The organism is Flavobacterium sp. FlaQc-47 (genome assembly GCF_044006475.1).
Classification (GTDB): Bacteria; Bacteroidota; Bacteroidia; order Flavobacteriales; family Flavobacteriaceae; genus Flavobacterium.
Genome location: NZ_JBIPCQ010000005.1, coordinates 66100 through 92157 on the forward strand (window position 1 = coordinate 66100; position 26058 = coordinate 92157).

Annotated in this window: 31 protein-coding genes; 24 read left to right on the forward strand and 7 right to left on the reverse strand. The window is 34.6% G+C overall.

From position 1 onward, the window contains the following. The first annotated feature begins 67 nt into the window (after positions 1–67). Positions 68–574, forward strand: a complete 507-nt coding sequence (locus ACHRVX_RS16685) for a hypothetical protein (RefSeq protein ID WP_395334226.1) — start codon at positions 68–70, stop codon at positions 572–574. Positions 575–576: 2 nt separating this feature from the next. Here ACHRVX_RS16685 and ACHRVX_RS16690 read toward each other — a convergent pair whose 3' ends face one another. The 7 genes from ACHRVX_RS16690 to ACHRVX_RS16720 form a co-directional block, all read right to left on the reverse strand. Next, positions 577–1380, reverse strand: coding sequence for a DUF2490 domain-containing protein (locus ACHRVX_RS16690; RefSeq protein WP_395334228.1), 804 nt, complete (start codon positions 1378–1380; stop codon positions 577–579). 46 nt (positions 1381–1426) lie between these two features. Beyond that, the gene (rlmB, locus tag ACHRVX_RS16695) at positions 1427–2161 is read right to left on the reverse strand and encodes a 23S rRNA (guanosine(2251)-2'-O)-methyltransferase RlmB (RefSeq protein WP_395334230.1); all 735 of its coding nucleotides are present in this window, start codon (positions 2159–2161) and stop codon (positions 1427–1429) included. An 85-nt stretch (positions 2162–2246) separates the two neighbouring features. Then, on the reverse strand, positions 2247–3620 hold the full coding sequence (locus ACHRVX_RS16700; protein ID WP_395334232.1) for a SusD/RagB family nutrient-binding outer membrane lipoprotein: 1374 nt from the start codon (positions 3618–3620) through the stop codon (positions 2247–2249). A gap of 4 nt (positions 3621–3624) precedes the next feature. Beyond that, a complete protein-coding gene (locus ACHRVX_RS16705; protein WP_395334234.1) occupies positions 3625–6729 on the reverse strand; it encodes a SusC/RagA family TonB-linked outer membrane protein in 3105 nt (1034 codons plus the stop codon). A 306-nt stretch (positions 6730–7035) separates the two neighbouring features. Continuing rightward, positions 7036–8538, reverse strand: a complete 1503-nt coding sequence (locus ACHRVX_RS16710; protein ID WP_395334236.1) for a SusD/RagB family nutrient-binding outer membrane lipoprotein — start codon at positions 8536–8538, stop codon at positions 7036–7038. Positions 8539–8548: 10 nt separating this feature from the next. Continuing rightward, positions 8549–11764 carry a SusC/RagA family TonB-linked outer membrane protein gene (locus tag ACHRVX_RS16715; protein ID WP_395334238.1) on the reverse strand — a complete coding sequence of 1072 codons (3216 nt, stop codon included), beginning with the start codon at positions 11762–11764 and terminating at the stop codon, positions 8549–8551. Positions 11765–11851: 87 nt separating this feature from the next. Further along, complete coding sequence (locus ACHRVX_RS16720) at positions 11852–13552, reverse strand: hypothetical protein (RefSeq protein WP_395334240.1); 1701 nt, start codon at positions 13550–13552, stop codon at positions 11852–11854. A gap of 182 nt (positions 13553–13734) precedes the next feature. On the opposite strand from ACHRVX_RS16720, the gene rpsL reads away from it, so the two are divergent. The 23 genes from rpsL to rpmD all read left to right on the forward strand — a co-directional run bounded on the left by rpsL (position 13735) and on the right by rpmD (position 26055). Then, on the forward strand, positions 13735–14118 hold the full coding sequence (gene rpsL / locus ACHRVX_RS16725) for a 30S ribosomal protein S12 (protein WP_007136570.1): 384 nt from the start codon (positions 13735–13737) through the stop codon (positions 14116–14118). Positions 14119–14236: 118 nt separating this feature from the next. Then, on the forward strand, positions 14237–14713 hold the full coding sequence (rpsG, locus tag ACHRVX_RS16730) for a 30S ribosomal protein S7 (protein ID WP_007803600.1): 477 nt from the start codon (positions 14237–14239) through the stop codon (positions 14711–14713). 10 nt (positions 14714–14723) lie between these two features. Beyond that, a complete protein-coding gene (gene fusA / locus ACHRVX_RS16735) occupies positions 14724–16880 on the forward strand; it encodes an elongation factor G (protein WP_395334243.1) in 2157 nt (718 codons plus the stop codon). A gap of 11 nt (positions 16881–16891) precedes the next feature. Beyond that, positions 16892–17197 (forward strand): 30S ribosomal protein S10, encoded by a 306-nt coding sequence (rpsJ, locus tag ACHRVX_RS16740; RefSeq protein WP_007803605.1) that lies wholly within the window; start codon positions 16892–16894, stop codon positions 17195–17197. A gap of 406 nt (positions 17198–17603) precedes the next feature. Then, positions 17604–18221: a 50S ribosomal protein L3 gene (rplC, locus tag ACHRVX_RS16745; protein WP_213300757.1), complete on the forward strand. Its 618-nt coding sequence runs from the start codon at positions 17604–17606 to the stop codon at positions 18219–18221. Then, positions 18221–18850 (forward strand): 50S ribosomal protein L4, encoded by a 630-nt coding sequence (rplD, locus tag ACHRVX_RS16750; protein WP_395334246.1) that lies wholly within the window; start codon positions 18221–18223, stop codon positions 18848–18850. Before rplC ends, rplD begins: the two co-directional genes overlap by 1 nt. Positions 18851–18857: 7 nt before the next feature. Further along, on the forward strand, positions 18858–19148 hold the full coding sequence (gene rplW, locus ACHRVX_RS16755) for a 50S ribosomal protein L23 (RefSeq protein WP_007803621.1): 291 nt from the start codon (positions 18858–18860) through the stop codon (positions 19146–19148). A 9-nt stretch (positions 19149–19157) separates the two neighbouring features. Further along, positions 19158–19982, forward strand: coding sequence for a 50S ribosomal protein L2 (gene rplB / locus ACHRVX_RS16760; RefSeq protein WP_059114053.1), 825 nt, complete (start codon positions 19158–19160; stop codon positions 19980–19982). Between the two features lie 6 nt (positions 19983–19988). After that, the gene (rpsS, locus tag ACHRVX_RS16765) at positions 19989–20267 is read left to right on the forward strand and encodes a 30S ribosomal protein S19 (RefSeq protein ID WP_012022488.1); all 279 of its coding nucleotides are present in this window, start codon (positions 19989–19991) and stop codon (positions 20265–20267) included. A gap of 6 nt (positions 20268–20273) precedes the next feature. Then, on the forward strand, positions 20274–20687 hold the full coding sequence (gene rplV, locus ACHRVX_RS16770) for a 50S ribosomal protein L22 (RefSeq protein ID WP_007803631.1): 414 nt from the start codon (positions 20274–20276) through the stop codon (positions 20685–20687). A 5-nt stretch (positions 20688–20692) separates the two neighbouring features. Further along, the gene (gene rpsC, locus ACHRVX_RS16775) at positions 20693–21454 is read left to right on the forward strand and encodes a 30S ribosomal protein S3 (protein WP_007803635.1); all 762 of its coding nucleotides are present in this window, start codon (positions 20693–20695) and stop codon (positions 21452–21454) included. Positions 21455–21473: 19 nt separating this feature from the next. Further along, complete coding sequence (gene rplP, locus ACHRVX_RS16780; RefSeq protein ID WP_007803637.1) at positions 21474–21899, forward strand: 50S ribosomal protein L16; 426 nt, start codon at positions 21474–21476, stop codon at positions 21897–21899. Between the two features lie 13 nt (positions 21900–21912). After that, entirely contained in the window at positions 21913–22104 is a 192-nt protein-coding gene (rpmC, locus tag ACHRVX_RS16785) for a 50S ribosomal protein L29 (protein WP_007803639.1), read from the forward strand. A 17-nt stretch (positions 22105–22121) separates the two neighbouring features. Further along, positions 22122–22382 carry a 30S ribosomal protein S17 gene (rpsQ, locus tag ACHRVX_RS16790; protein WP_007803646.1) on the forward strand — a complete coding sequence of 87 codons (261 nt, stop codon included), beginning with the start codon at positions 22122–22124 and terminating at the stop codon, positions 22380–22382. Positions 22383–22384: 2 nt separating this feature from the next. Further along, positions 22385–22753 carry a 50S ribosomal protein L14 gene (gene rplN / locus ACHRVX_RS16795; RefSeq protein WP_007803649.1) on the forward strand — a complete coding sequence of 123 codons (369 nt, stop codon included), beginning with the start codon at positions 22385–22387 and terminating at the stop codon, positions 22751–22753. A gap of 11 nt (positions 22754–22764) precedes the next feature. Continuing rightward, a complete protein-coding gene (gene rplX / locus ACHRVX_RS16800) occupies positions 22765–23079 on the forward strand; it encodes a 50S ribosomal protein L24 (protein WP_007803650.1) in 315 nt (104 codons plus the stop codon). 2 nt (positions 23080–23081) lie between these two features. Further along, positions 23082–23633, forward strand: coding sequence for a 50S ribosomal protein L5 (gene rplE, locus ACHRVX_RS16805; protein WP_083694052.1), 552 nt, complete (start codon positions 23082–23084; stop codon positions 23631–23633). A 3-nt stretch (positions 23634–23636) separates the two neighbouring features. Continuing rightward, a complete protein-coding gene (rpsN, locus tag ACHRVX_RS16810; protein WP_007803655.1) occupies positions 23637–23906 on the forward strand; it encodes a 30S ribosomal protein S14 in 270 nt (89 codons plus the stop codon). Between the two features lie 104 nt (positions 23907–24010). Continuing rightward, positions 24011–24409 carry a 30S ribosomal protein S8 gene (gene rpsH / locus ACHRVX_RS16815; protein ID WP_017495014.1) on the forward strand — a complete coding sequence of 133 codons (399 nt, stop codon included), beginning with the start codon at positions 24011–24013 and terminating at the stop codon, positions 24407–24409. Between the two features lie 18 nt (positions 24410–24427). Then, the gene (rplF, locus tag ACHRVX_RS16820; protein ID WP_042565877.1) at positions 24428–24970 is read left to right on the forward strand and encodes a 50S ribosomal protein L6; all 543 of its coding nucleotides are present in this window, start codon (positions 24428–24430) and stop codon (positions 24968–24970) included. An 11-nt stretch (positions 24971–24981) separates the two neighbouring features. Further along, positions 24982–25332 carry a 50S ribosomal protein L18 gene (gene rplR, locus ACHRVX_RS16825; protein ID WP_213300742.1) on the forward strand — a complete coding sequence of 117 codons (351 nt, stop codon included), beginning with the start codon at positions 24982–24984 and terminating at the stop codon, positions 25330–25332. Between the two features lie 3 nt (positions 25333–25335). After that, positions 25336–25860, forward strand: coding sequence for a 30S ribosomal protein S5 (gene rpsE / locus ACHRVX_RS16830; RefSeq protein ID WP_085950926.1), 525 nt, complete (start codon positions 25336–25338; stop codon positions 25858–25860). A 12-nt stretch (positions 25861–25872) separates the two neighbouring features. After that, positions 25873–26055 carry a 50S ribosomal protein L30 gene (gene rpmD / locus ACHRVX_RS16835; RefSeq protein WP_017495010.1) on the forward strand — a complete coding sequence of 61 codons (183 nt, stop codon included), beginning with the start codon at positions 25873–25875 and terminating at the stop codon, positions 26053–26055. Positions 26056–26058: the final 3 nt, after the last annotated feature.

A 26058-nucleotide genomic window follows, 5' to 3' on the forward strand; every position in this document is an offset into this window, starting at 1 on the left:
TCAGTAATATTGGATTGATTTAAAAAACACTACTTTTGTTTGTATTCTAAATTTCAATCAATGTGTTATGAGGAAAATAAATTTACTTATTGTTGTTTTATCATTCGCTTTCATTTCAAAAATAGAAGCTCAATGCGAAGTTAAAAATGGGGTACAGGCAGATGGTACAATGATGTATTATTTTGAACCGGCTGATTTTTATATCACAAAATCGAAATCATTAAAAATTAATATTGTAACAGACAAAGAGCATTATTTTGTGGCTTTGCAACCTTCACCATTTCCTTCTAAAAAAGAAGGTAAAAAAATCAACGATGATTTAATTATTCACTTATCGAATAAACAAGAATATAAGCTGACACATTATGACACGCAATACAGAAATAATGATTCGATAATGCAGGTACTGTATTTAATGGATCAAAAAGATATTGATGCTTTTTCTAAGTTTGAAGCGGTAGTTGCCGAAATTAATATGAAAGGAACAGAATTTGTTCGCGATTATAATTTCAAATTACATAAGGATGCTATAATGGAACAGCTGAAATGTTTTCTAAAAAAGGAAGAAAACTAATTTTAATCTTCAGCTTGTGGATTATCATGAAGATGTGATAATTTTTTTTTGATGTTCTTAAATAAATTATTGAATGTGATAGTTAGTGATGCAGCATTTACAATTTGATTTTGTTCGTCTCTGGGTAAATATTCATTTGCATAAGTTAACTCGACCTGAATATCATCTGTAAATAAATAACCGGCACCAACATTCAATCTATTCCGATCAAAAAAACTCAGACCGGTTACTTTTGTTCCGGACTTAAAAAATAATTCATCTGATGCAATAGCATAAAAAACTCCTTCGCGGAGAATTTTACTGTTGATAGGCTTTAGGTATTTTATTTGTTGGCGATAACGAAGAACGTTTTCATAATCGTCTTTCTCATTTCGCATATGTCTTAATTCCATTCTCATTCGGGTGCTTAAAGTATATCCCGTTTTATGAAAATAGTATATTCCCTGTATTGCAAATCTCCATTCCGGAGATTTAAACTGACCAATTTCCGGCACATCTTTATTGTCGTAGTAAGCAACAAAAGTCGAAAGTTTCCATCGGGGAGACAAATAATAATGTCCCCAGCCTCTAAACGATTTTTGGATGTTTGACTGAAAGATATTCGAAGAAGTTGCCGTACTGCTGTAGGATGAGCCGAGATCTAATTCAGCAGACCATTTCTCATTTAATGTTCTGCTAAATTGAATTTCATTCCAGGATTGTCCGTAAGTAGTAGTTTGCCCATGGCTTGAATTTGCAATTAATATAATTACAATGAAGCAAAGGGCTTTATATAAGAATATGTTATGAGTTAGCTTTGAAGACATTCATGATAGATTTATTTGTCATGCTTAATCTTATTCTCAATACAATTTAACTTCTTTGGCGAACAGCTTCATATAAAAAAGCGCCACAAGCTACTGAAACGTTTAAAGATCCAATGGATCCAAACATTGGTAATTTTGCTTTTTCATCAACAATTTTAAGTACCGAAGGGTTGATTCCTCTTTCCTCAGATCCCATGATAATAGCTATAGGTTCGTTTAGTGCTATGTCATAAATATTTTGGTCGGTTTTTTCAGTTGCTGCAACCGTTTTAATTCCTGATCCCTGAAGATAGAAAATAGCATCCTTAATATGTTCAACTTTACAAATTGGCACATTAAATACTGCTCCTGCAGATGTTTTAACTGTATCACCATTTACTGGCGCCGATCCTGATTTTTGAACAATGATTCCGTTTACGCCTGTACATTCTGCTGTTCTTATAATCGCTCCAAAATTTCGCGCATCAGAAATCTGATCTAATATTAAAAATAATGGTTTTGTACCAGAAGCAAGAGTTGATTCAACTAAATGTTCTAATTCTATAAAACCAATAGGAGAGATGGTTGCAACCGCACCCTGGTGATTATTTGGTGTTAATCTATTTAATTTTTCAACTGGCACATAAGAGAAATTAATGTTAGCGCGTTTCATCACTTTCATTAAGTCTTTCATTAATTCTCCAGAAATTTCTTTTTGTATAAATACTTTGTCAACTTCTTTACCTGCTTGAATTGCTTCTATAATGGCTCTAATTCCAAAAATTTGATGTTCTTTTTCCATGGGACAAATATAGGTATAATGTTATATAAAAAAAAACCACTCTGAATGAACAGAGTGGTTATGGTCTTATTATTTTTTACTATTATTAATTAGGAGAAGCCCACCAAACTGGTGCATATACATCCGAAACAACAGTTGCGTTACTATTTAATGTTCTTTCTGACTTAGGAGTCAGTAATCTTGCAGGAATTTTTTTCGATTCACTGATTTGATTTGGAGTTAAAACAGGAAACCCTGTTCGTCTAAAATCATTGTAAGGCTCGAAAGTAGTGAACAATGCAATGTATTTTTGTGTAATGATATTTTGTAGGGTAACTGTAGCTGATGCAGTTGTTGCATAAGCAGGGTTACTTGTGCCAGTAACGTCTACTAATGATGCATTTACTGCTGCTTGTAAAGCTGTTTGAGCTGCAGCAATGTTACCTAATCTAAATTGTGCTTCTGCCTCAATAAATTTTATTTCAGCTAAAGTAACAATATTTAAAGAAGTGTTTGGTGTTCCTGCAAAATAATCTCCAAATTGAGATGTTACACCAGAACCATCTGGTGACTCAGGTGCAGCTCCCTTATATGTTCCATCTGTGGCTTTTGAAGCATAATATGGTAAACGAGGATCTGAGTTGGCTTTCAATAAATCTACAAAAAATTTACCCATTCCAATATATCCTGATCTTTGATTATTAAAAGCATACCATGAGTTTTGGTTGTTTCCTCCGTCAAAAGTTGCTACTAAATTATCATTTTTTGTTGTAAATGAGTTTTGTAAATAAGTAAGAGCTTTTTGTGCAGCTACAGTACTTCCTTCCTTTGTTGTCAATCTCAAAGCGTATCTTGCTTTAATTGCATAAGCAAGTTTAGTCCACTTTTCAGTATCTCCGCCATAAAAGATATCGTCAGTTCCTGGTAAAGCAAGGTTAGCACTTTCAGGCTTAGCTAAATTTAAAATTGCTGTATCAAGATAAGACTGAATTTTTTCAATTACTTCTTTTTGTGTGTCATACTTTGGTGTAACATTTCCATTAACACCATCAAACGCTTCAGAAAAAGGAATATCACCCCAAACGTCTGTTGCATAACCCATATTTAGTGCTACAATTATTCTTGCAATACCACCATAGTAAGGACTTGTTTCTTCATAATCTTTGATAATTGTGTTAGCGTTAACACCAGCTTGATAGATATTACCCCAATCACCTTCATTATCTAGCTCCGTTATGATGTAGCTCCCTGCTTCAGCAGATTGAAGCTGGTTTCCATTAGTGTGCTGCGTAAATATTGTAAAGGTTCTTGATAAATTACCAGTTGAGTTATTTATTGTTCCTACTTCAGCACCTGTAAGTAGCGTCGCCGCTGAGGCCGTCGTTGGTCCATTAGGATTTTCGTTGAATGTATCTAATTCGGTTTGGCATGAATTTAGAGTTAACGCTCCTAATATTATAGATAAATATATTCTTTTCATAATATTAAAAATTAAGTTTTAATGTTAAAGCGTAGCTTTTTGAACCAGGACTATTAAAATAATCAAATCCATTAGTGTTAGAGCCTGATCCTGCAAGAGAGTTTTCCGGATCTACTCCGTTGTAATTTGTAATTATAAATAAGTTTCTTGCTGATAATGTCAATGAGGCATCTCTAATAAATGGAGCGCTTTTTGTAATAAGTTTCCCGAAGTTATATCCTAAACTGATATCTCTTAGTCTTAACCAGTTAACATCTTCTATTGCTTGCTCATTAGCAGCTCCAGTGTCTCCTAGGTAATTATTGTAATATAATTTATTTGATACTGCAACTGTATTTTCAGCACCTGAAGCAGTAACTCCAGGAATAATATAAGTAGCATTTCTGTCTTGAGCAGATTCTTCTGAAACTCCAAGTCTATTTAGTCTTGCATGTGTACCATTCCAGATGTCTCCACCTTTTCTTGCATCAAGAAGGAAGCTTAAAGATATATTTTTGTAGTTAAAATTATTTCTAATACCTGCCAACCAGTCTGGATTTGGGTTACCAATGATTTGACTTTCGCTTTGAACTAATGGTATTCCATTTGATCCAATAATTAACTGACCGGCGTCATTTCTTTGCCATGCTGTCCCTACCATAATTCCAAGAGGCTGACCTCTTACAATTGATGGTGTTACATTGCCTGAAAAGAAATCACTACCAATAGCTGAGTAATTTAGGTTTTCTGCAACTTCAGTAACTTTATTTACGTTTTTACTCCAGTTGATGTTAATGTCCCATTGGAAATCAGTTCCCTTAACAATGTCGTACCCCAATTCTACTTCTAATCCTCTGTTTTGTACAGTTGGACCATTAGTGTATGAGTTAGAAAATCCTGAAGATGGAGCAACTGGTGCTTCAACTAATAAGTCGTAATTAGTAGATTGATAGGCACTTACATTTAAGCGCAATCTTCTAAACATTTCTAATTCTAAACCGACTTCATATTCTTTGTTATGTTCTGGTTTTAAATTAGGATCTTTAAGTGTTGTTGTGTATCCAAAAGCTCCAACACCTCCATAAGGGGCGTACAATTGCGGTCCAAATGTGTCAAAATAATAAGGAGTTGTGTACGTAGTTTGAACGTTGTAAGGAGTCGGCGAAGCATAAGTCTCAGCAAATGCACCTCTTAATTTACCTAAAGTAATCCATTCAGGAAGATTAAGTGTTTTGTTAAATAACCATGAAGCACTTACAGCTGGATAAAAATAAGAATTATTTTTAGTTGGTAAAGTACTGCTCCAGTCATTTCTTCCTGTAAGAGTCAAATAAAATTGATCTAATGCAGCAAATTCAACTTGTCCATAAAGACCTCTTTTTATTTGCGACATGTCATAATTCTGAGGAGTAAAGTTGGTAAAGTTACTTAAGTTGTACTGGTTTGGTAATAACATTACTGATCCTACAGTATACATGTCATTTGAGAATTTTGAATTGATAGATCCTCCTGCATTATAGCTTAAAGATAGTTTGTCTTCAATAAGGGTAATATCGCCATTAAAAATCAAATCGATATTGTATAAACTAGCATTGTAAGTATCTAATATTACTTGACCAGTTCCATCTGCATTTGAGTTACCATTACTACTGTAAGAATAATTTTGTTGTGCGTGCGTAGTATAAGTATCAACACCTGCTCTTAATAAAACATTAAATTCTTTGCTTTGATTGTATGTAATATGTCCATTAAATATACTACGATTAGTCTCATCAGTATATGGGTTATTGTATACAGTGTAGTATGGGTTGTCATAAGCGAAATAATAATTTTTATTAGTTCCTTGTGCCGTTTGATAATCTCTTAAATCATAACTTGCAGGTGTTCTGTAAAGAGAAAGCATGATTCCTGCTACGTTACTTCCTTTTTGAGCTCTTACTCCTCCTGTATTAGAGTATTTGAAGTCAGCTCCAGCTTTTAATTTGTCTGTTATGTTATATTGTGCATTCAAACTAACATTAGATCTTTTTAAAGATGTATTTGGAACCATTCCTGTTTGATCAGTGTGACCAAAACCAAGTCTAAATGTAGCCGTTTCATTACCGCCAGAAAGAGCAATATTTTGAGTCGTAGTAATTCCATTTTGGAAAAAATTCTTTGGATTGTCGTATGCTTTAAGTCCAGGAACACTTGAAATTTCTGGTCCCCAGCTTTGGATAGTTCCTTGGCTTGTTGGGAATCCATCTCCACCATATTCAGCAGGTGGAATGTAAGTTGCTCCGTCAGTACCTGCTGCATATTTAAGTTGGATATTTGGAAGCATGCTTACCTGGTCAACTGAGACTGAACTAGAAAATTCAACACCAATTCCTTTTCTTTTTTTTCCTTTTTTACTAGTATAAAGTATTACACCATTTCGTGCATTTTCCCCATAAAGTGCTGCTGCAGCTCCCCCTTTTAGTATAGATACGCTTTCGATATCATCAGGGTTGATGTCAACAGCTCTGTTAGAGTCATCTACACCAGCAATATTTGTACCTGAACCTGCATTATTGTTTATTGAGTTGTCAATGATCTGTCCGTCTAAAACTATTAGCGGCTGACTTGAAAGAGTTACAGATTTTTGACCTCTAATAAGGATTTTACTTGAAGCACCAGGAGTTCCTGATGATCCGGTAACTTGAATTCCAGCTGCTTTTCCAGCAAGACCTTCAATCACGTTAGGTTCGTGAGATCTTTGTAGGTCATCACCTTTAACTTGTGAAGTGGCATATCCTAATGCTTTCTTCTCTTTTTTAATTCCCAAAGCGGTTACAACAACGCTTTCAAGTTCTACTGAATCATCAGATAGTTTTACGTTAATTGAAGTTGAACTTGCAGCTACTTCCTGAGTTTTCATTCCGATGTAGCTAAATACCAAAACTTGGCTTGAAGATGCTTTGATAGAAAATTTACCATCAAAGTCTGTTTGCGTTCCTGTTTTAGTTCCTTTAACTAATACACCAACACCCGGTAAAGGCATTCCTGTATTGTCAGAAACTGTTCCGGTAACAGCTCTTTCTTGCGCGAAAGTAAGTTGCGCAACTAGTACTAATAAAAGTACTAAGAATCCATTGAACTTTAGTTTCATTTTTAAATATTTTGAATTAGTTCGACAAAATTCTTAATAATTTGTTAATCTACCTAATATAAAAAGCTTTTTTTTTAGTTAAATTATGATTTTACGGTTATTAATTGTTCTTTTATCGTTAAAAAACAGATTTAAATAATATATTCTTATTTTTTTAATTCAAATTTGATAATAATGAAAATATTATAATTTTTAGAATTGTTAAATTTTGCTTATTAGCGATCGTTTTTTAGTTTTTTTTAACTTTAAACAAAAAAACCACTCTTTAAAAGGAGTGGTTTTGTGTTAAATTATGTTAGAGGATTGTTATTTATCCCAAAATATTTTAGTGCTTAATTTGTCTCCTCCAATTGAGGTTGCAGCAGCATTATAATTTGTGGCATTTAATGTTTGTTCTCTAATAGGGTAAGCCATTCTTGATGGAACTTGACCTCCTGCAGCTGCATCAGCATTAGTCGGCGGTGTAAGAACTGGGAAGTTTAATCTTCTTGTAGATGTCCATCCTTCAAAACCTCTGTTGAATAAGGCATACCATGCTTGTTCTCCAACTTTTTGTTGCCAGGTTCCTGTTGCAGTTGCATAAGCTACTGTAGGTTGAAGTAAATAAGCGTCAGCTTCTGCTTCTGCAATTCCCCAATCCTCCATAGATGCTCTAATTGCTGCTTCATAATGTGTAGCGATATCTCCGCTTACAGTGACTCCTCTTCCTGCAGCTTCGGCACGTAAAAATTCTACTTCGGCATAGTCTAATAAAGTACCGCTAAAGTCTGGAGCTTTTATTTTGTCGCTTGCATGTGTAAATCTTGATTGGCTGTTTTTAGATCCAACTATTCCTCCTTTGTAACCTGTAATTGTAACTAAATCGCCATCTGCATTAGTGTCCTTGTAAGTTGGTCTGAAATAGGCAGTTTTTCTTGGGTCATTTAGTGTAACTAAAGCGTCAACAAATGGTTTTGCAACAACAAAATCATTTCTTCCTGAGAATACCATATCTACATAAAGCGGATTAGTATTAGGAAGATTTATCATGTATGGTAATTTAGCATTGTCTGCATTAGATGTAAATGCACCTGCCGAACCAGAAATGATTGCTGCATCTGCAATTGCAGATTCTAAACCGGAAGCTTTAAGGTTTACTCCTAATTTTAATTTGATGCTATTGGCAAATTTAACCCACGCGTCTAAATCATCTTGGTAAATTACATCGGCATCTCCAAATGCAGGCTGTGAAGTATCTATATTAGCTATGCTGGCATTTAAACGTACAAGAAGATCTTTGTAAATATCAACTGCTTTGTCATATTTAGGAAGATAATTTCCTGATCCTTTCAAGGCTTCTGAATATGGTACATCACCATAAGTATCAACTAATATTTGATAAGTGTAAACCGATAAAATATCAATAAGTATTAATTGGTTTTTTTTGATAATGGTTTTTTGCGCAAACTCAGGATCTGTCGAAATGATTACCTCGTTATTTATGAAATCTTTTGCTTGAGCAAGTTCGGCTAAGCTTCCAGCATACAGTCTGTCCCAGTGATTGTCAGAAATTTTACGAGTTACCCAGTTATAGGTAGATTCATCTAGATAAGTAGTCTCTGTCCATTGTTGGTTGACTAATCTAAAGATATTCTTGTTTACATTGGTATTAACAAGTTGTTCTGTTAATCCTTTTTCTGCATTAGTGAATAATGTGCTTGCTGGTACTACAGAAGGGTTTTTTACATCTACATTTAAGTCTGTTAGGCTATTATCATCACATGAAATTGTGAGGATCATAATTCCTAAAGCATATATTAATTTTTTCATTTTTTCTGTATTAAAATTTGAATGTTAAGTTAAATCCAATATCTCTGGTTGTTGGCAATGATCCAACTGAATAACCTCTAGAGCTATTTCCTGAAGATAATCCGCTTTCTGGATCTGCATAAGGTAGATTTTTACTGATTATCCATAGATTTGATCCTACAAGACTGGCTGAAGCAGAGCTTAAGAATGTATTTTCAAACATGTTTTTAGGAAAGTTATAAGTAATAGATACTTCTCTTAATTTTACAAAAGAGGCATCATAAATAAACGTTTTGTTTGGTGCAGCTTGATAACCTAAGCTATTTGCGATTGATCCTCCCTTTGTTTTCACGGTGTTAGGAGTTCCGTCTGGCGCCACTCCAGCGTTTAATGTTCCATTTTCTCTAATGTCGCCTACTGCAGTTTCTTTGTATAGTCCTGATGCAAGACCATAGTACATATCTAAAGAATAAATATCCCCGCCTTTTTGAGTGTCAATTAAAAATCCAAATGTTAAATTTTTATAGCTAAATTTATTTCTAACACCACCAATCCAATCCGGAGTTATGTTTCCTATAGTGTTGCTTGAGCTTGTTGATATTAAATACTTTCCTGTAGTCTGATCGATAGTTGGCTGACCATTTGTATATATATAGTCTGTTCCTTTCAATGCTCCATAAGCTTCGCCTGGGGCAGCATTAACGGTAACACCACCTTGGAAAGCTCCTAATTGTAGATTGTCGAGTCCATTTGGTAAAGAAAGAACTTTACTTCTGTTATTAGACCAGTTTACGATAATTTCCCAGCTAAAATCTTTTGTTTTAATTGGAGTTCCGCTTAGTTGTAGTTCTAAACCAGTGTTTTCAATATTTCCACCGTTAACTACTCCGGCAGTGTAACCAGATGCAGATGAAACAGCTGCTGAAACGATTTGATCAACTGAATTTGTTTTGTAGTAAGTAATGTCAAATCCTAATCTTCTGTCAAGTAAACTTGTTTCTAAACCAACTTCGAATGATTTTGTTCTTTCTGGCTTAAGGTTTGGATCTTTGTTAATACTACGAAATGGAAGTAATAATGAGTTTGTATAAAGAGGTTGTCCTTGAAAGTTTGAAACTCTTGTGTAGGTGTTATTCAATTGTAAAGCATCTGCGTCATTTCCAACTTCAGCATAATTTACTCTGAATTTCCCAAGGTTCAACCAGTTTGCTTTTACAAGATTTGAGAATAAGAAAGATCCTGAAACTGCAGGGTAAACATATGAATTGTTGTTGTCTGGTAATGTAGAAGAAACGTCTCTTCTTACAGATGCGTCTACGAAGTAAGTATCTAAGAATCCGATAGAACCTTGAGCATATATACCGTTAACACCTGAAGATATTTTTGCTTCTTTTGGAAATGGTAAATCTAAACGGGAATTTGATAGAGCATATATTCCAGGTACTACTAATCCACCAACAGTTGATGCTAGTACACTTTCTCTGTCATTTCTTCTTATGTTCGTTCCAATAACTCCATTTACGCTTATGTTATCGCCAAATTTTTTGTTGAAATTCAACATGAAATCATAATTGATCTCTTGAAAGTTGATGTCATTTCTTTGGTAACCTGATGATTCATCAACAGGAGATAAACCAAATCCTGAAGCAATAGAACCAATTGCTCTTCTTTCTTCTTGAAGTTGTTTGTAAGTATCTAATGATACTCTTCCTAATGCACTTAACCAAGGAGTGATGTCATAGTTAAGAGATGCATAACTAAATAAACGTGTTCTGTCATCTGAAGAATAATTTTGATAACGAGTAAAATAAGGATTGTCCCAATATGCAGGTACCAAACCTGATGGGTCAGTTGGGTCAGCCCAGTTCCAAGTTACGTTTTGTCCGCCTGATGCAAAGTAAACATCTTTTAAAGCTCGAACGTCAGTATTTGTTTGCCACCATTGTCTGAAGTTACTCATGATATTGTCATTGTATCCAGTTGAGTTTCTACCCACTGTGCTTTGCAATGTAACCGAAGCATAAGCATTAGCAGTAAGTTTGTCAGTAACCTTTTGGCTAAATCTTGCGCTTATTTGGTTTTTCTTCAATTCACTATTTGGCAGAATACCAGTTTGATTGGTGTTAACATATGACATAGATAAGCTTGATCTGTCAGTTGATTTTTCAAGTGATATGCTATTAACAAATGTGTGCGCATCATTGAAGAATTTTGATGGACCATTTTTAGCAGCTGCCCATGGAGTAGCTTTTCCATAATTTGGTGAAAATGGAGTAAAAGCGTCCCATTGATAAACTGGTTGATTGTCGAATGCGTCTCCATCAGATGCGTCATTTGATGTGTCTACAGTATCAGGTGTTCCAGTACCTAAAAATGATGATCCAAAACCGTAACCTGAACCATATTTGTTTTGATACTCAGGGAATGTCTTTTTGTCAATACTTCCATTTGTAAACCCGCTTGAAAATGAAAAACCAATTTTGTTGTCATTTGATTTTCCTTTTTTTGTAGTTACCATTACAACACCATTTGCAGCTCTTGATCCGTAAAGTGCTGTTGCAGCAGCTCCTTTAAGAATGTTGATGCTTTCAATGTCTTCCTGGTTGATATCTGATGCATTGTTTCCGTAATCATAACCTCCACTACCAACTTGTTGAGATGATGCATTTGAATTTGAGTTGTCAATTGGCACACCATCAATTACCCAAAGAGCCTGATTGTTTCCTGTAAGTGACTTATTTCCTCTAATTACAACATTTGTAGATCCTCCAAAGTTATTATTTCTTTGAACTTCTACCCCTGCAGCTTTACCGGATAAAAGGTTGGCAACGTTAGCATTTCCTGCTCCTCCATTAATATCTTTTCCTGCAATTTGTTGAGAAGCGTATCCTAATGATTTTTTTTCTCTTTTAATCCCCATCGCTGTAGTTACTACAACCCCTTCAAGTTGTTGTGCATCTCCGGATAATTTAGTGTTAATTTGAGATGAGCTCGCTGTTACTTCTTGCGATTTCATTCCGATGTAACTAAAAACTAAAACTTGGCTTGTAGTTGCTTTGATGGAATATTTACCATCAAAATCTGTTTGTGTTCCGGTTTTTGTTCCCTTGATTAATACACTTACGCCAGGTAATGGCATTCCTGCATCGTCGGTAACGGTACCCGAGACAGCTCTTTCTTGCGCAAAGGTTAATTGCGCGAATAGCACTAATAAAAGCACTAAAAATCCATTGAACTTTGGTTTCATTTTCTCAATTATTTTGAATTAGTGATGCAATATTCATAATAATTTGTTAATAATCCTAACGTTACATTAACGAATTTTTAATAGGGGTTAAAATTTAACATTATAACATATGTTAACGATAGTGTTAAATAATTGAATTTCCTGAAGCCTTGCCCCGCCATTGGTGAGATTAATTCTTAATAAGCCGTTCGCAGTTTGTATGGTTGTCCCGATTCCAATTCCTGTCAAATTTTTTATTTTATGTGTGTTTTCTACGTTTGTCAGGTCCTGATATATTCCATAATCTATAATTGAATTTATGTAAAGATTCTTAGAAACTATAAATCTATATTCGGTAAGAATCATTGTTGTGAAGTTAGCCTGAAGACTATTTTCTGAGAATCCCCTTATTGAATTTACACCACCAAATCTATATAGTTCGTTCGTTATATAATTTTTGCTTTTTAAGTAAAAACTTTGTGAATTTAGATAGATGTAATTTTTTGGGTTTAATTCAACATTATACGAAATATTAGTATTTATATAAATTTGTGGACTTGCGGCTACTGTTTCTGAATCGTTGTTTGTGTTTCTTTTACCATAGCCGGCGACTAAATTTATAAATGCTTTTTTGGGTAACAAAGTATTATTGTAATCTGTTTTTTTATAATCAAACGATGAAGTGAAGTAAGCATTTTTATAATCACTAATGATTGAGTTGTTTGTATTTTGAATGTCGCTGGATTCTGTTGATTGATAACCTAGGTATATTTTTGAATTATAATTTAAATAGTATCCAAGATCAATTGATGTCTTAGTGTTTTGAAATGTGCTGTCTTGTTTAAAAATGTTTAGTTGTGCTTTCAATCCCAGTGATGATTGAAATATATATGGAATTTCAATTTTTGAGTTAAAAGTTTTCTGTTGGTTTCCATCGCTTTTCCAATATAGCGAAAATTGCTCACCAGCATGAAGTGTGTTTAGTAGATTTATGTCGAGATATCCGTTTAATGTTGTTTTTTTGTTTTCATCATTTGAAAATCCAATATAACCATCAAATGTATTGGCTTTCCTTTTTTCTATGTAAGTGTAAATTTTTGTTGAATCACTTGTGAATAATATTTGCGGATATTTTGTTTGCGTAACAAATTCAAAGCTGTTAATGTCGTTATAAAGTTCTTGTACTATTTCTTGATTAAAGGTTTTATTTAAATATTTTTTGTTGAGTTGTTTTAGGTGTCCTTTAGGGAAGTAATTTTTATTGTTATGATTTTCCTGGCTGAGAATAATGGAATTTACGTTGCGTTTTTTTTCGGATTTAAAAGTTAAGTCAGCATAAATTATTAAATTCTTTCTTCGGATGTTTTCAAGTTTAATTTTACTAAGGGCAAAGCCAAGTTTTTGGGCATCAATTATCTTTTGATTGAGATAGTTTTCAATTGCGTTGTATTGCAAAATTAAAGTATCGTTTTTTGTTTTAGCAGGAGTAAAAAAAGCATTATTTCTACCTATATATATATGTATCGTTTTTATTTGTTTTTGTAGTTCAATTATACTGATGTAAGTACTGTCGTTAATTTTATTTGTGGCTATTATTTTATTGTCTAAAAAACCTTTTTTAGAGAGGTTGTCTGTTGTTTTTTTTATCTCTGCAAATAATGATTTTATGTTTAAATGTTTTGTAGAGTAATTTACGGAGTCAATTATGTGGTTATCAGCATCGCTGGAGCTATTTATTTTTAGATAAAAATTTTGACCATAGACAGAGATTCCGAAAAATAAAAAATAGATGTAGATAAGGTTTTTCAAAACTAATTTTTTGGTTTCTAAAAGTATTGCAAATATCAATTGTTTGTTTGTAAAAACATAAGTTTAAATAATGTTATTGAAAATTAATAGATTAACGTTTGCAAACTGAAAAATATTTTATACATTTGCAACCCCGTAAAAAGCGGGAATTTAATATACATAATAAATTTTTAGTATTAATTATGCCAACAATTCAACAATTAGTAAGAACAGGAAGAACTCAGATAACTAAGAAGAGTAAATCGGTTGCTTTAGATTCTTGTCCTCAAAGAAGAGGGGTTTGTACGCGTGTTTACACTACTACACCAAAAAAACCAAACTCTGCAATGCGTAAAGTAGCGCGTGTACGTTTGACAAATGGTAATGAAGTGAATGCTTACATCCCTGGAGAAGGACACAATTTACAAGAGCACTCGATAGTATTAGTTAGAGGCGGAAGGGTAAAAGATTTACCAGGTGTTAGATATCATATCGTTCGTGGAGCGCTTGACACGTCAGGAGTTGCAGGAAGAACGCAAAGAAGATCTAAGTACGGTGCTAAACGCCCAAAAGAAGCAAAAAAGTAATTTAAAACGTTAAGAGTTGGAGGTTAGGAGTTGAGGGTTTGAAGTTTTGATGCATAAGCTGAAAAAAGATAACACAACATTTAACGGATAACCTATAACTTTTTATTAAAAAAAAGACATGAGAAAAAGAGCGGCAAAGAAAAGACCACTTTTACCAGATCCAAGGTTTAACGACCAATTGGTAACACGTTTTGTGAACAACTTAATGTGGGATGGTAAGAAATCTACAGCTTTCAAAGTATTTTATGATGCAATTGACATCATTGAGTCTAAAAAGCAAGATTCAGAAAAATCTTCATTAGAAATTTGGAAAGATGCTTTAACAAACGTTATGCCTCACGTAGAAGTACGTAGTCGTAGAGTAGGTGGAGCTACATTTCAAATTCCAATGCAAATTAGACCAGACAGAAAAATTTCTATGGCAATGAAGTGGTTGATACTTTATTCTAGAAGAAGAAATGAAAAATCTATGGCACAACGTTTGGCATCAGAATGTTTAGCTGCTGCTAAAGAAGAAGGTGCTGCGGTTAAGAAAAGAATGGATACTCACAAGATGGCAGAAGCGAATAAAGCTTTCTCTCACTTTAGATTTTAATTCGTAAGAAATGGCTAGAGATTTAAAATATACAAGAAATATTGGAATTGCTGCTCACATTGATGCTGGTAAAACAACAACAACAGAGCGTATTCTTTTTTATACTGGAAAGTCACATAAAATTGGTGAAGTGCACGATGGTGCTGCAACAATGGACTGGATGGCTCAAGAACAAGAAAGAGGTATTACAATTACTTCAGCTGCAACAACTTGTGAGTGGAATTTTCCAACTGAGCAAGGTAAAATTTTGCCTGAATCTTTGCCGTACCACTTTAATATTATTGATACTCCTGGACACGTTGATTTTACTGTAGAGGTAAATCGTTCTTTACGTGTGCTTGATGGTTTAGTTTTCTTGTTTAGTGCTGTTGATGGTGTTGAGCCGCAATCAGAAACTAACTGGAGACTTGCAGATCAATATAGAGTTCCACGTATGGGATTCGTAAATAAAATGGACCGTCAAGGATCTAACTTTTTGGCAGTTTGTCAACAAGTTCGTGATATGTTAAAATCAAATGCTGTTGCGATCACTTTGCCAATTGGTGAAGAAAATGATTTCAGAGGTGTTGTCGATTTAGTAAAAAATCAAGCTATCATCTGGCATGATGCTACTCAAGGGGCGACTTTTGATATTGTGCCTATTCCTGAGGATATGTTAGCTGAAGTAAAAGAATATAGATCAATTCTTATTGAGGCAGTAGCTGATTATGATGAAAATCTATTGGAAAAATTCATGGAAGATGAAAGCTCAATTACTGAGGAAGAAATCAATGTAGCTCTTAGAGCTGCTACTATGGATATGGCTATCATTCCAATGATTGCTGGTTCTTCTTTTAAAAATAAAGGGGTTCAATTCATGTTAGATGCAGTGTGTAAATACTTGCCGTCTCCTATGGATAAAGAAGGTATCTGGGGAATTGATCCTGATGATGCTGAATTATTGGAAGAAGATCAAACTAAAATCTTGCGTAAACCAGATGTGAAAGAGCCGTTCGCTGCTTTAGCATTTAAAATTGCTACTGACCCATTCGTAGGTCGTTTAGCTTTCTTCCGTGCTTACTCTGGTCGTCTAGATGCTGGTTCTTATGTTTTGAACACTCGTTCAGGAAATAAAGAAAGAATTTCTCGTATTTACCAAATGCATGCTAACAAACAAAATCCAATCGATTATATTGAAGCTGGAGATATTGGAGCTGCTGTTGGATTTAAAGATATTAAAACTGGAGATACATTGTGTGATGAAAAACACCCAATCATTCTTGAGTCTATGAAATTCCCTGCGCCGGTAATTGGTATTGCAATTGAGCCTAAAACTAAAGCTGACGTTGATAAAATGGGTATGGCTTTGGCTAAATTAGCTGAAGAGGATCCAACATTTACTGTTAGAACAGATGAAGCTTCAGGGCAAACTATTATCTCAGGTATGGGTGAGCTTCACTTGGATATCTTAGTTGATCGTATGAAACGTGAATTTAAAGTTGAAGTTAACCAAGGTGAACCTCAAGTTGAATATAAAGAAGCGTTTACAAAAACTGCAACACATAGAGAAACTTACAAGAAACAATCTGGAGGTCGTGGTAAATTCGGTGATATCGTATTTACACTTGAGCCTGCTGATGAAGTTGATGGTAAAGTTCCAAAAGGATTACAGTTTATTAATGCAGTAAAAGGTGGTAACGTTCCTAAGGAATATATCCCTTCTGTAGAAAAAGGTTTCCGTGAAGCTATGAAAACTGGTCCTTTGGCTGGTTATCAAGTGGATAGTTTGAAAGTAACTTTGACAGATGGATCTTTCCACCCTGTCGATTCTGATGCTCTTTCTTTTGAGTTAGCAGCTAGAATGGGTTATAGAGAAGTAGCGAAAGCTGCTGGAGCAATTGTTCTTGAGCCAATCATGAAAATGGAGGTTATTACTCCTGAAGAAAACATGGGAGATATCGTAGGTGATATCAACCGTCGTAGAGGTCAGGTTAATGACATGGGTGATAGAAACGGTGCTAAAACTATTAAAGCTGATGTGCCTTTATCAGAAATGTTTGGATATGTAACAACATTAAGAACATTGTCTTCTGGTAGAGCTACTTCAACAATGGAGTTTTCTCACTATGCAGAAACACCTTCTAATATTTCAGAAGCTGTAATTAAAAAAGCAAAAGGTAACGCTTAATTCTTAAGAAAATGAGTCAAAAAATCAGAATAAAACTAAAATCTTACGATCACATGTTGGTAGATAAGTCTGCTGAAAAGATCGTAAAAACAGTAAAAACTACTGGAGCAGTTGTAACAGGTCCAATTCCGTTACCAACTCACAAAAAACTTTTCACTGTATTACGTTCTCCGCACGTTAACAAAAAAGCGAGAGAGCAATTTGAAGTAATGTCATACAAGAGATTGATTGATATTTATTCATCTTCATCTAAAACTATTGATGCTTTAATGAAGCTTGAATTGCCAAGTGGAGTTGAAGTAGAAATAAAAGTATAATTTTTTATTATATTTTATATATAAAAAGCGAGACAGAAATGTCTCGCTTTTTTTTGTGGTTAAAAGTTTCGATGAGTGATTTTTTTTGAGATGTTTGTTGTGGTTAATTTTTTTTTATTTTTAGTGAAATCTCTTTTGTTTAAGGGGTTGCGGAAGTTTTTTTCTTTTTGAGATTAAGTAAATGTTAAGGTAGTTGTTGGTGTGAGTTAAAATGTTTGAAAATATTTTTTTGAGGAATTATCATATTGGTAATGGTAAGATGTATTCTTTGATTTTGATTATGAGCTATTTAATTTTTCTAACTGTTTGGTATATTCAATTTTAATGTATACTTTTGCACTCCCTGTTTGGAAATTTATGTTATTTTCAAATTGAAGGGAATTTTAGTAATTAATAATTAATATTTATGTCTGGGTTAATTGGTAAAAAAATCGGCATGACTAGTATTTTCGATGAAAACGGGAAAAACATTCCTTGTACAGTAATTGAGGCTGGGCCGTGTGTTGTTACCCAAGTCAGAACCAAAGGTGTTGACGGGTACGAAGCGTTGCAACTTGGTTTCGATGACAAAAACGAGAAACATTCCACTAAAGCGGCTTTAGGTCACTTTCAAAAAGCTGGAACTGTTGCTAAGAAAAAAGTCGTTGAATTTCAAGATTTTGCAACTGAACAAAAATTAGGAGATCTTATTGATGTTTCTATTTTTGCTGAAGGAGAATTTGTGGATGTACAAGGTGTGTCTAAAGGTAAAGGTTTTCAAGGGGTTGTTAAGCGTCACGGATTTGGTGGTGTTGGACAGGCGACTCACGGTCAACACAACCGTTTAAGAGCGCCAGGTTCTGTAGGAGCTTCTTCGTATCCATCTAGAGTATTCAAAGGAATGCGTATGGCTGGAAGAATGGGAGGAGACAATGTAAAAGTTCAAAACCTTAGAGTTTTAAAAGTAGTTGCTGAAAAGAACCTGCTTGTTATTAAAGGATGTATTCCTGGACATAAAAACTCTTATGTAATCATTCAGAAGTAATGGAAGTAAAAGTATTAGATTTCAACGGAAAAGATACTGGAAGAAAAGTTCAACTTTCTGATTCAGTATTCGCAATTGAACCAAATAATCACGCTGTATACCTTGATGTTAAGCAATATCTTGCTAATCAAAGACAAGGAACTCATAAAGCTAAAGAAAGAGCTGAAGTGACAGGAAGTACACGTAAGATTAAAAAACAAAAAGGAACAGGTACTGCTCGTGCGGGAAGTATCAAAAATCCATTGTTTAAAGGTGGTGGAACAATTTTTGGGCCAAGACCAAGAAGTTATTCATTTAAATTGAATAAAAGCTTGAAAAGATTGGCGAGAAAATCAGCTTTCTCAATCAAAGCAAAAGAGTCAAATATTATCGTTCTTGAAGACTTTAAATTTGAAACTCCAAACACTAAAAATTTCATTAACGTTTTGAAAGCTTTAGGGTTAGAAAATAAAAAATCTCTATTTGTGTTGGGAGAGTCAAATAAAAATGTATATTTGTCGTCACGCAATTTAAAGGCCTCTAGCGTTGTAAGTAGCTCTGAATTAAGTACTTATGCTATTTTAAACACTAATAATTTAGTGCTTTTAGAAGGTTCTTTGGAGTTAATCGAAGAAAATTTAAGCAAATAATAGGAATATGAGTATCATAATTAGACCTATAGTAACAGAAAAAGTAACCAAAGAAAGTGAAGTTTTAAACCGCTTCGGATTCGTTGTTGACAAAAAAGCAAACAAAGTTCAAATTAAGAAAGCTATTGAAGCTGCTTATGGAGTAACTATTGTTTCGGTTAACACGATGAACGTAAGACCGGATAGAACTACTAAATACACTAAAAGTGGTTTGATCAGTGGAAAGACAAATGCAATTAAGAAAGCGATTGTTCAAGTACAAGAAGGAGAAACAATTGATTTTTACAACAATATCTAAGATAGAAAAATGTCAGTAAGAAAATTAAAACCTATTACCCCAGGTCAGCGATTTAGAGTTGTGAATGGTTATGACGCCATTACAACTGATAAGCCGGAACGCTCTTTGATAGCGCCGATAAAAAACTCTGGAGGTAGAAATAGTCAAGGAAAGATGACCATGCGTTATACGGGTGGTGGTCACAAGCAGAGATATCGTATTATTGATTTCAAACGTACAAAAGAAGGAATTCCAGCTACAGTGAAATCAATCGAATATGATCCAAATCGTACTGCATTTATCGCTTTATTAGCTTATGCTGATGGAGAGAAAACATATGTTATTGCTCAAAACGGATTGAAAGTTGGTCAGAAATTAGTTTCTGGTCCTGAATCTCAACCTGAAATTGGTAATACATTGCCTTTAAGCAGAATTCCTTTAGGAACTGTAATCTCTTGTATTGAGTTGCGTCCAGGTCAAGGGGCGGTAATCGCTCGTTCGGCTGGTACATTTGCTCAGTTAATGGCAAGAGATGGAAAATATGCTACAATTAAAATGCCATCTGGTGAAACAAGGTTGATCTTGTTAACTTGTTCGGCTACAATTGGAGCTGTTTCTAATTCAGATCACCAATTAGTTGTATCAGGAAAAGCTGGTAGAACAAGATGGTTAGGAAGAAGACCTAGAACAAGACCTGTTGCAATGAACCCTGTTGATCACCCAATGGGTGGTGGAGAAGGACGTTCTTCTGGTGGACATCCACGTTCAAGAAATGGAATACCAGCAAAAGGTTATAGAACTCGTTCTAAGAAAAACCCGAGTAACAAGTATATCGTAGAACGTAGAAAGAAATAATAAGATATGGCACGTTCATTAAAAAAAGGACCTTTCGTTCATTATAAGTTAGACAAGAAAGTTCAGGAAAACGTAGAAAGTGGTAAAAATAGTGTAGTGAAGACTTGGTCTAGAGCTTCTATGATTACTCCGGATTTCGTTGGACAAACTATCGCAGTTCATAACGGTCGTCAATTTGTACCAGTTTACGTAACAGAAAACATGGTAGGTCACAAATTAGGAGAATTTTCACCAACTAGATCTTTTAGAGGTCATGCTGGAGCAAAAAATAAAGGTAAAAAATAAGAAGTAATGGGAGTTCGTAAAAGAGAAACAGCAGATGCGAGAAAAGAGGCTAATAAGTCTATTGCTTTCGCAAAATTGAATAACTGCCCTACTTCACCTAGAAAAATGCGCTTAGTAGCGGACTTGGTAAGAGGTCAGAAGGTAGAAAGAGCACTTAACATCTTAAGATTTAGTTCTAAAGAAGCTTCAAGAAAATTAGAGAAACTATTATTATCTGCAATCAACAACTGGGAGCAAAAAAATAGTGAAGGTAATTTAGAAGAAGCTGGGTTATTTGTTAAAGAGATCAGAGTAGATGGTGGAATGATGTTGAAAAGGCTTCGTCCAGCTCCACAAGGTCGTGCACACAGAATAAGAAAACGTTCTAATCACGTAACAATCGTGCTTGGAGCTATCAATAACACACAAAGCAATTCTTAAGCAGCATGGGACAAAAGACAAATCCAATTGGAAATAGACTTGGTATCATCAGAGGGTGGGACTCAAACTGGTATGGTGGAAATGATTACGGTGATAAACTTGCCGAAGATCACAAAATCAGAAAGTATATCCACGCTCGTTTATCAAAAGCTAGTGTATCTAAAGTAATCATCGAGAGAACTTTGAAACTTGTAACCGTTACTATCACTACTGCTAGACCTGGTATTATTATCGGAAAAGGTGGGCAAGAGGTAGACAAGTTGAAAGAAGAACTTAAGAAGGTTACTGACAAAGAGGTTCAAATCAACATCTTTGAAATCAAAAGACCTGAATTAGATGCTTATCTTGTGGCGACAAGCATCGCTCGTCAAATCGAAAGCCGTATTTCTTACAGACGTGCAATCAAAATGGCTATTGCTGCTTCTATGCGTATGAACGCTGAAGGTATCAAAGTTTTGATTTCTGGTCGTTTGAATGGTGCTGAGATGGCACGTTCAGAAGGTTTCAAAGAAGGTAGAATTCCTCTATCAACTTTCAGAGCTGATATTGATTATGCTTTGGCTGAAGCTCACACTACTTATGGTAGAATGGGTATCAAAGTATGGATCATGAAAGGTGAAGTTTATGGAAAGAGAGATCTTTCTCCACTTGCAGGAATGGATAAAAAACAATCTGGAACTGGTGGTGGTAAAGGTGGCGATTCTCCTAGAGGAGATAGAAAGCCTTTTAATAAAGGTGGAAAACCAGACGCTCGTAAAAGAAAGTAAATTTTTAAACTAAAGAAAAATGTTACAGCCTAAAAGAACAAAATACCGTAAGGTACAAAAGGGTAAAATGAAAGGTAACTCTCAAAGAGGGCATGAACTTTCTAATGGAATGTTTGGTATTAAATCTGTACATGAAGATGGAATGTTCTTAACTTCTCGTCAAATCGAAGCTGCGCGTATTGCTGCAACTCGTTTTATGAAGAGAGAAGGACAATTATGGATCAAAATATTTCCAGACAAACCAATTACTAAGAAACCTCTTGAGGTACGTATGGGTAAAGGTAAAGGTGCCGTTGAATATTGGGCTGCCGTTGTTAAACCCGGAAGAATTATGTTTGAAGTTGGAGGAGTTCCTTTATCAGTTGCAAAAGAGGCTTTACGTCTTGCAGCTCAAAAGCTTCCAGTGAAAACTAAATTCGTCGTTGCTAGAGATTTCGAAGCATAATTAAATTTATATTATGAAACAATCAGAAATAAAAGATCTTTCTGCAGCGGAGTTGCAAGAAAAACTTAGTCAAACTAAGAAAATATATGCTGACCTAAAAATGGCTCACGCTATTTCTCCAATTGAGAACCCACTTCAAATTAGAAGTGTAAGAAGAACAGTTGCAAGATTGGCTACAGAGTTAACTAAAAGAGAGTTACAATAATTGTATTCTGCTGAAAGATGGAAGAAAAAAGAAATTTAAGAAAAGAAAGAATAGGTGTCGTTACTTCAAATAAAATGGATAAATCTATTGTTATTGCTGAAGTAAGAAAAGTAAAACACCCATTATACGGTAAGTTCGTGTTGAAAACAAAGAAATACGTTGCACACGACGAAACAAACGACTGTAACATTGGAGATACTGTAAGAATTAGCGAAACGCGTCCTTTAAGTAAAACAAAATGTTGGAGATTAGTTGAAATCTTAGAAAGAGCTAAATAATTATGGTACAACAGGAATCAAGACTAAAAGTAGCAGATAATACGGGAGCAAAAGAAGTTTTAACTATCCGTGTTTTAGGAGGTACCAAAAGAAGGTATGCCTCTGTTGGTGACAAGATTGTAGTATCTATTAAAGATGCAACTCCTAACGGTAACGTTAAAAAAGGAGCTGTTTCAACTGCAGTTGTTGTACGTACCAAAAAAGAAGTGAGAAGAGCTGATGGTTCTTATATCCGTTTCGATGATAATGCATGTGTTCTTTTGAACGCTGCAGGGGAAATGAGAGGAACACGTGTTTTTGGTCCGGTAGCAAGAGAACTTCGTGAAAAACAATTCATGAAAATTGTATCATTAGCACCAGAAGTGCTTTAATTCGTTTTAAGATGATAAAGCTAAAAATAAAATCAGGAGATATCGTAAGAGTTATTGCTGGAGACCATAAAGGTGCTGAAGGTAAAGTTTTACGTGTTTACCGTGAGAAAAATAAAGCGATAGTTGAAGGTGTAAACATGGTTTCGAAACATACAAAACCAAGTGCTAAAAACCCTCAAGGTGGTATCGTTAAGAAAGAAGCTTCTATACAAATATCTAACATTTCACTAATTGATCCTAAAACTAAGGAAACAACTAGAGTTGGTATTAGAGTAGAAGGAGATAAGAAAGTAAGATTTTCAAAAAAATCTAATCAAGTACTATAGTAATGGCATATACACCTAGACTAAAAGAAGAATATAAGAGTAGAGTAATCTCTGCTCTTAAAGAGGAATTCGGATATACAAACGTGATGCAAGTTCCAAAACTTGAAAAAATCGTTTTGAGCCGTGGAGTTGGTGCAGCTGTATCTGATAAAAAACTTATTGACTATGCAGTTGATGAGTTAACAAAGATCACTGGACAAAAAGCAGTATCTACAATTTCAAAGAAAGACGTTGCGTCATTTAAATTGAGAAAAGGGATGCCAATTGGAGCAAAAGTTACTTTACGTGGTGAAAGAATGTATGAGTTTTTAGATAGACTTATTACTTCTGCTTTACCACGCGTTAGAGATTTTAGTGGTATTAAAGCTACTGGTTTCGACGGAAGAGGTAATTACAACCTTGGAGTTTTAGAGCAAATCATTTTCCCTGAAATTGATATTGATAAAGTAAACAAAATTTCAGGAATGGATATTACATTTGTTACTACTGCTCAAACAGACAAGGAAGCAAAGTCATTATTGACTGAATTAGGATTACCTTTTAAAAAGAATTAAGACATGGCTAAAGAATCAATGAAAGCCCGTGAGGTAAAAAGAGAGAAAACGGTAGCTAAGTATGCTGAAAAAAGAAAAGCTTTGAAAGAAGCTGGAGATTTTGAAGGTTTACAAAAATTACCTAAAAATGCTTCACCAGTTCGTTTGCACAATCGTTGTAAATTAACAGGTAGACCAAGAGGTTATATTCGTCAATTTGGTATTTCACGTGTAACTTTCCGTGAGATGGCTAATAATGGATTAATTCCTGGAGTTAAAAAAGCGTCTTGGTAATCTCGCAATAAGTTACTACTTTTGCAAACCAAAAAATAATTTTAATTGATTAAAGGTTCGGGAGGCGAGTGCCTCCCGAAAACCATAGTCGCAATCAAATACATATGTATACAGATCCTATTGCAGATTATTTGACTAGAGTTCGTAACGCTGTGGCTGCAAACCACAAAGTTGTTGAAATTCCAGCTTCTAATCTAAAAAAAGAAATAACTAAGATCTTATTTGATCAAGGTTATATCTTGAGTTACAAATTTGAAGACAACTCTGTTCAGGGTTCAATCAAAATTGCTTTAAAGTATGATAAAGATACTAAAGAGCCTGTAATTAAAGATATCCAAAGAATTAGTAAACCTGGTTTACGTAAATATGCAGGTGCTGCCAAATTACCAAGAATCCTTAATGGATTAGGAATTGCAATTGTTTCAACTTCAAAAGGTCTTATGACTGGAAAGCAAGCAAAACAATTAAATGTAGGTGGTGAAGTAATTTGTTACGTATACTAATTTTAAAGACTAAATAAGATGTCAAGAATAGGTAAAAGCCCAATTGTAATCGCTGCTGGAGTAACTGTAGAAGTTAAAGATGGTATCGTTACAGTAAAAGGAAAAAAAGGTCAACTAACTCAGGAGTTTTCGGACATTACTGTAAAAGTTGAAGGCGATCAGGTTTTATTAGAGAGATCGTCTGATCATAAAGACCAAAGAGCAAAACACGGATTGTACAGATCATTAATCAATAACATGATTATTGGTGTGTCTGAAGGTTTTACTAAAGAACTTGAATTAGTTGGAGTTGGTTATAGAGCTTCAAACCAAGGTCAAAAGCTAGATTTAGCTCTTGGATATTCTCACAATATTGTTTTGGAAATTGCTCCAGAAGTGGCTTTAGAAACAATATCTGAAAAAGGTAAAAACCCTATCGTAAAATTAACATCATTTGACAAACAACTTTTAGGACAGGTCGCTGCGAAAATCAGAGGTTTCCGTAAGCCTGAGCCGTACAAAGGAAAAGGTGTTAAATTTGTGGGTGAAGTATTAAGAAGAAAAGCAGGTAAATCAGCTTAAAAAATAAGATTATGTCATTAACAAAATCTGATAGAAGACAGAGAATTAGATTCAGAATTAGAAAATCGATTAGTGGTACTACTGCTAACCCAAGACTATCTGTATTTAGAAGTAACAAAGAAATTTATGCTCAACTTATTGATGACGTAAACGGAGTTACTATTTTAGCTGCATCTTCAAGAGAAAAAGAAATAGGAAAAGGTACTAACGTTGAAGTCGCTGCTGCTGTTGGAAAATTAGTTGCAGAGAAAGCGTTAAAAGCTGGGATTGATACCATCACTTTTGACAGAGGTGGATATTTGTATCACGGTCGTATTAAATCATTAGCAGAAGGCGCAAGAGCGGCTGGACTTAAATTCTAATATATTATGTCTAAATACAAAAATGTAGAATTGGTAAAACCAAGTGGTCTTGAACTTAAAGATCGTCTGGTAAGTGTTAATCGTGTTACTAAGGTTACAAAAGGTGGTAGAGCTTTCGGTTTTTCTGCTATTGTAGTTGTAGGTGATGAAAACGGAGTAGTTGGTCATGGATTAGGAAAATCTAAAGACGTTTCTGAGGCAATTGCGAAAGCAGTAGAAGATGCTAAGAAAAATCTAGTTAAGATTCCTTTGAATGGACAATCTGTTCCTCACGAACAAAAAGGTAAATTTGGTGGTGCACGTGTATTCTTAATTCCTGCTTCCCATGGTACAGGAGTTATTGCTGGTGGAGCTGTTCGTTCAGTTCTTGAGTCAGTAGGTATTCACGATGTATTATCTAAATCTCAAGGATCATCAAATCCTCATAACGTAGTAAAAGCAACTTTTGATGCTTTGTTACAAATGAGAAGCGCTCATACTGTTGCAAAACAAAGAGGTGTTTCTTTAGAAAAAGTTTTTAAAGGTTAATTCAAGGAAATTATGGCTAAATTATTAGTAAAACAAGTAAGAAGCAAAATCAACTGTCCTCTTTCTCAAAAGAGAGGTTTGGAAGCTTTAGGTCTACGTAAAATGGGACAAGTTGTAGAGCATGATTCAAATCCTGCTATCCTTGGGATGATAAACAAAGTTAAACACTTAGTTTCTGTCGAAGAAGCTAAATAACAA